Raw genomic sequence first — 5484 nt, 5'->3', positions numbered from 1 at the left:
GGATAACCAAGGCCTTTGGATGGGATGAGAAAGATGGGAAAATACTTTGTCCCAGGTGTAAAAACCCAATTGGTATTGATAAAGGGTCTTTTTTTAAGATGATTGCAAAAAATTTTGTGTATACAGGGACTAAAGATCATTGTTAGATAAGTTTATTAAGCCCCTATAAAAAATGGACTGTTATAGCTTTTATTTTTATTTAGCATAAGCTCCAAACCTTTGACTTCAATCAGGGTAATTGTCCTCAAAATATAGTTCTGTAAAAAGAAGGTTGAAAAAACAATAATATCAATTAATTATCTAAAATTTTTATAAAAAGTTGAATAAAAAGCTTGAAATTTTTAAAATATATCATTATCATTGTTGATCCCACGGAGAGGTGGCCGAGCGGTCGAAGGCGGTAGTCTTGAAAACTACTGAGGGTTGATAGCCCTCCGGGGGTTCGAATCCCTCCCTCTCCGTCTCCCTTCCTCCCTTTTTATCTTGCCTTAAATTAATTTTCTGAAAGATTAAACAAAGGTTTTAATTGCGCTGTCAAACCAGGAGGAATTTATGGTAGATGTAGCTATTTTTATCGGGAGTATTTCAGATAAAGAGAAAATGGTTCCCTGTGTGGAGGTGTTGGAAAAATTGGGTATTAGTTATAAGTTTCATGTAACATCTGCCCACAGGACCCCTGATAGGACTGAAAATTTAATCAAAGACTTAGAAGAAAAGGGGTGTAAGGTGTTTATTTGTGCTGCTGGTCTTGCAGCCCACCTTGCTGGAGCAGTTGCAGCGAGGACTATACGACCTGTTATTGGAGTTCCTATTAATGCATCTTCCTTAGGAGGTATGGACTCTCTTCTCTCCACTGTACAAATGCCCCCTGGATATCCTGTTGCAACTGTTGCCATTGACAAGGTTGGAGCGAGAAATGCAGCTTATCTTGCAGCTCAAATCCTGGCTATTTATGATTTTGAATTAGAGAAAAAATTAAAAGAGTTAAGAGAAGAAATGAGTCGAGCAGTAGAGGAATCTGATAAAAAATTGTAAAGTATTTTAGTAGGTTAAATAAAAAATATAAAAAAATTTATTTTCCGATCTTTACAACTAAAAAATCGAGTTTATATTTACATGCGTCCATTAAGGCACTAGGTTATATTGGTTTTGTTAGCACTCGCAACTAAAGAGTGCTAATAATAAATTTGAGATAATAAAAACAACAAAATAAAACGGAGGTGGAGGCTATGAAGTTAAAACCATTGCATGATCGTGTGTTGGTTAAGCGTTTAGAGGAAGAGGAAAAGACAAAAGGTGGAATTATTATTCCTGATACTGCAAAAGAAAAGCCAATCAAAGGTGAAGTAATTGCTGTTGGTCCTGGTAGGCTTACTGATGATGGAAAGAGGATTGAGATGTCTGTAAAGGTTGGGGACAAGGTAATGTTTAGCAAATATGCAGGAACCGAGGTAAAGATTGAGGGTGAAGAATATCTCATCATGAGAGAAGATGATATTGTTGCTATTATTGAAAACTAAATTTTAAAAGGAGGTGGGTAATATGCCTGCAAAGGAAATTTTATATAGTGAGAATGCAAGAGCAAAATTAAAGGCTGGAGTAGATAAACTTGCAAATGCTGTGAAGGTAACTTTAGGTCCAAAGGGAAGGAATGTTGTTATTGAAAAGTCTTTTGGATCTCCAGTTATCACAAAAGATGGTGTAACAGTTGCAAAAGAGATTGAATTGGAAGATAAGTTTGAAAATATGGGCGCCCAGATGGTAAAAGAAGTTGCCAGCAAGACATCTGACATTGCTGGTGATGGTACCACAACAGCAACCATCCTTGCCCAGAAAATATTCAATGAAGGCATTAAATTAGTTGCTGCTGGCAGAAATCCCATGATCATTAAGAGAGGTGTTGATAAGGCCGTTGATGCAGTTGTTAAAAAATTAGAAGAGATCGCTGTTCCAACCAGAGATGAAAAGGACATTGCACAGGTAGGTACAATCTCTGCCAACAATGATCCAACAATAGGTAACCTCATTGCTGATGCAATGAGCAAGGTTGGGAAAGAGGGAGTTATTACTGTAGAAGAGGCCAAAGGTCTCGAGAATACCCTAGATTTTGTTGAAGGTATGCAGTTTGATAGAGGTTACCTCTCTCCATACTTTGTGACCAATGCCGAGAAGATGACATGTGAGCTGGAAAATGCATACATTTTGATTCATGAGAAAAAGATATCTGCAATGAAGGACCTACTCCCTGTGTTAGAGCAGGTTGCAAAACAGGGTAAGCCTTTGTTGATTATTGCTGAAGACGTAGAGGGAGAAGCCCTTGCTACATTGGTTGTGAACAAATTAAGGGGAACCTTGCAGGTATGTGCAGTAAAGGCTCCTGGTTTTGGAGAGAGAAGAAAGGCAATGTTGCAGGACATTGCTATCTTAACTGGTGGTCAGGTGATCTCAGAGGATCTGGGTATCAAGCTTGAAAATGCTACTTTAAATGACCTTGGCGAGGCCAAAAAGATAATTGTTGACAAAGAAAATACCACAATAATTGATGGTGCTGGAAAACCAGAAGACATCAAAGCCAGGGTTAACCAGATCAGGGCTGAAATTGAAGAGACCACTTCTGACTATGATAGGGAGAAATTACAGGAGCGTCTGGCCAAGTTAGTAGGTGGTGTTGCAGTAATTAATGTTGGTGCTGCAACTGAGACCGAGATGAAGGAAAAGAAGGCCAGGGTAGAAGACGCACTTAATGCAACCAGGGCAGCTGTTGAGGAAGGTATTGTTCCTGGTGGTGGCGTAGCCCTTATCAGATGCATTGAGGCAGTTGAAGCTTTAAAGGCCGCTGATGAAGATGAGAAAGCAGGTATTGAAATTATCAAAAATGCACTCACAGAGCCTCTGCGTCAGATCTGCGCAAATGCAGGTTATGAGGGCTCTTTAGTGGTTGAGAAAGTAAAATCTGAGAAAGGTGCCTTTGGATTTAATGCAGCCACTGGTGAGTATGAAGACCTTCTCAAGGCTGGTGTAATTGATCCAAAGAAAGTGACCAGGATTGCAATTCAAAATGCATCCTCTATTGCATCCTTGCTCTTAACAACTGAGGCTGCAATTTGTGAAAAACCAGAGGAAAAAGATAAGAACATGCCTGCACCTGGTGCTGGTATGGGTGGCATGTATTAATAGATATGAAACCAATAAAGATGAAAAAGGCTGGTCTTTTGACCAGCCTTTTTTGTTTTGTTTATGGGAGGGATATATGGTTCAGATACAAGAGTATAGATTTGGATATATTAAGATATCAGGAAAAACATATACCCATGATTTGAAGATAATAGGAAATATCGTTATCCCCAATTGGTGGCGAAGTGAAGGACACAAGGTGTTACAAAGAGATATAAAAGATATACTTGAACATGGCGTGGAAATTATTGTAATAGGCCAGGGTGATCCTGGTTTGATGAAAGTTGATCCTTCCCTTAAAAATTATTTGAAAAAACAAAAAATTAAACTTATAGAAAAACCAACAAAAGACGCCATCTCTGAATTTAACAGGTTATATAAAGAAGGTAGAAAGGTCGGTGCTGGGTTTCATCTAACATGTTAATAGTATTATTTTGCGCCATATATGATGGTTTAAAACAGGAGAAAATTCCTTTATGGAGACGATTTTTATAATTGGTGGATGTAAGAGTGGCAAAAGCAGCTTTGCATTAGAATTAGCGGACAAATATTTAGACCAAAAGAAGATCTATGTTGCAACTTCCATTGTGTGTGATGAGGAAATGGAAGACAGGGTGAAAAAACATAAAAAAGAGAGGGGAGATGAGTGGGAGACCTTAGAATGTGCATATGATTTGCCAGATAGATTAAATGGTGTTGTGATTAAAGGATACGTCGTATTGGTAGATTGCCTCACAATGTGGGTCAACAATCTTTTTTATAAGGGTCTTACCATCCAGGAAATTGAAGTTGAGATACAAAAACTTTTAGAGGTAATTGCAAAAAATAGAGGGTTGTTAATACTTGTATCCAATGAAGTTGGTCTTGGAATTGTCCCATTAAATGAAGTTTCTCGAAAATACAGGGATGTTGTGGGAATTATGCATCAAAAAGTAGCAAAAGTGGCAGACAAAGTTTACTTTGTTACCTGTGGAATTCCAAATCTAATAAAAGGTTAAAAAATGAAAAATTTTCTGGAAGCATTACTATTTTTGACAACTATTCCTATTCCTAAAAAGATCAAATTGGAATTTTCCCCTGATAAAATAAGAGCCTATTTCCCTATAGTTGGCCTATTTTTGGGACTTATAGTGGCCAGTTTTGATTTTTTTATGTCTCAGATTTTTCCAGTTAGCACGACCTCATGGCTAGATGTAATTATGTTTGTATTTCTTACAGGTGCACTTCACTTAGATGGACTGGCTGATACTGCTGATGGTATATTTAGTCATAGGTCCATGGAAGATATGCTTAAAATAATGAAAGATTCCAGGATTGGTACAATGGGCGTCCTGGCCATTGTAGGCGTTCTTGGAATTAAATATTTTGGTATAAAGGGCATAGATAATAACAGATTTTTAATAATTACTTTAATACCTGCATATTCCAGGACCTCTATGGTTATTGCAATGAAATTCTTGGGATATTGTAGGGAACAGGGTACTGCTAAAGGTTTTTTTGCATCAAATGTAAAATTAAAAGAATTTATTCCATTTGCTTTTATAATTTTTATCTCTCTTTATCTAGGTAAAGATTGCTTTTTGTTAAATAGTGTTTTTTTTATATCAACATTTTTAATTATTTTTTATTATAAAAAGACCTTGGGGTGCATAACTGGAGATACATTAGGTTGTATGTGTGAGGTTATTGAATCTATTTTGTTTTTAGTTTTAAGTTAAAATTGAATATTTATTAATTTATATGGAGTTATTAGATGCGTGTTTTTGTAGGAATTCCTTTTGTCGATGAATACAAAAAAAATTTAAAAAAAATAAAAAACAACTGGGCAAATAAATTATTGTCTAAGATTAAGTGGACACAAGAAAAAAATTTCCATTTAACTTTATTCTTTATTGGTGAAGTTAATGAAAAAAAAGTAGATCAAATTAAAGATACTCTTGAAAATGTTTCAGTAGCTCCATTTATCTTGCAGGCAGGAGGTGGTGGATATTTTCCAAATATCAAAAGACCACGCGTTCTTTGGGTGGGGACCAAAAATGGATATGGAGAATGTATAAAACTCGCAGAAGAAGTTTCTTCATTCCTATCATCTATTGGAATTAAGGGAGATGATAGACCATTTAAGCCTCATCTCACTATAGGACGGATAAAATATGCTCATTTAAAAGACAATTGGAAGGAGTTATTAAAATATTTAAATGAGCTCACTTGGCCCGAGATAACCATTGATAGATTTATTTTATGGCAAAGCATTTTAAAACCAACTGGACCTATCTATATACCTATAAAAGAGTTTGAGTTAAAATAATT

The 5484-nt window shown here is 36.2% G+C and carries 7 protein-coding genes and 1 tRNA gene; all 8 read left to right on the top strand.

Annotation, left to right across the window (positions count from 1 at the left end; translation table 11 throughout):
* Positions 1 to 373: 373 nt before the first annotated feature.
* Positions 374 to 461: transfer RNA gene (locus tag ACY2V1_RS05785), tRNA-Ser, on the top strand.
* Between the two features lie 91 nt (positions 462 to 552).
* Positions 553 to 1035 carry a 5-(carboxyamino)imidazole ribonucleotide mutase gene (gene purE / locus ACY2V1_RS05780; protein WP_461833848.1) on the top strand — a complete coding sequence of 161 codons (483 nt, stop codon included), beginning with the start codon at positions 553 to 555 and terminating at the stop codon, positions 1033 to 1035.
* 185 nt (positions 1036 to 1220) lie between these two features.
* Positions 1221 to 1520, top strand: coding sequence for a co-chaperone GroES (gene groES, locus ACY2V1_RS05775; protein WP_459876577.1), 300 nt, complete (start codon positions 1221 to 1223; stop codon positions 1518 to 1520).
* Positions 1521 to 1542: 22 nt separating this feature from the next.
* A complete protein-coding gene (groL, locus tag ACY2V1_RS05770) occupies positions 1543 to 3174 on the top strand; it encodes a chaperonin GroEL (protein ID WP_461833847.1) in 1632 nt (543 codons plus the stop codon).
* 76 nt (positions 3175 to 3250) lie between these two features.
* Entirely contained in the window at positions 3251 to 3598 is a 348-nt protein-coding gene (locus tag ACY2V1_RS05765) for an Mth938-like domain-containing protein (RefSeq protein WP_461833846.1), read from the top strand.
* 52 nt (positions 3599 to 3650) lie between these two features.
* Positions 3651 to 4172: a bifunctional adenosylcobinamide kinase/adenosylcobinamide-phosphate guanylyltransferase gene (gene cobU, locus ACY2V1_RS05760; RefSeq protein ID WP_461833845.1), complete on the top strand. Its 522-nt coding sequence runs from the start codon at positions 3651 to 3653 to the stop codon at positions 4170 to 4172.
* Between the two features lie 3 nt (positions 4173 to 4175).
* Complete coding sequence (gene cobS, locus ACY2V1_RS05755; RefSeq protein ID WP_461833844.1) at positions 4176 to 4892, top strand: adenosylcobinamide-GDP ribazoletransferase; 717 nt, start codon at positions 4176 to 4178, stop codon at positions 4890 to 4892.
* Between the two features lie 35 nt (positions 4893 to 4927).
* Positions 4928 to 5482, top strand: coding sequence for an RNA 2',3'-cyclic phosphodiesterase (gene thpR, locus ACY2V1_RS05750; protein ID WP_461833843.1), 555 nt, complete (start codon positions 4928 to 4930; stop codon positions 5480 to 5482).
* Positions 5483 to 5484 lie beyond the last annotated feature (2 nt).

It is taken from the genome of Desulfothermus sp. (assembly GCF_053993635.1).
Note: the sequence above shows the minus strand (reverse complement) of the source record. Positions and strands in the feature narration are given on the sequence as shown.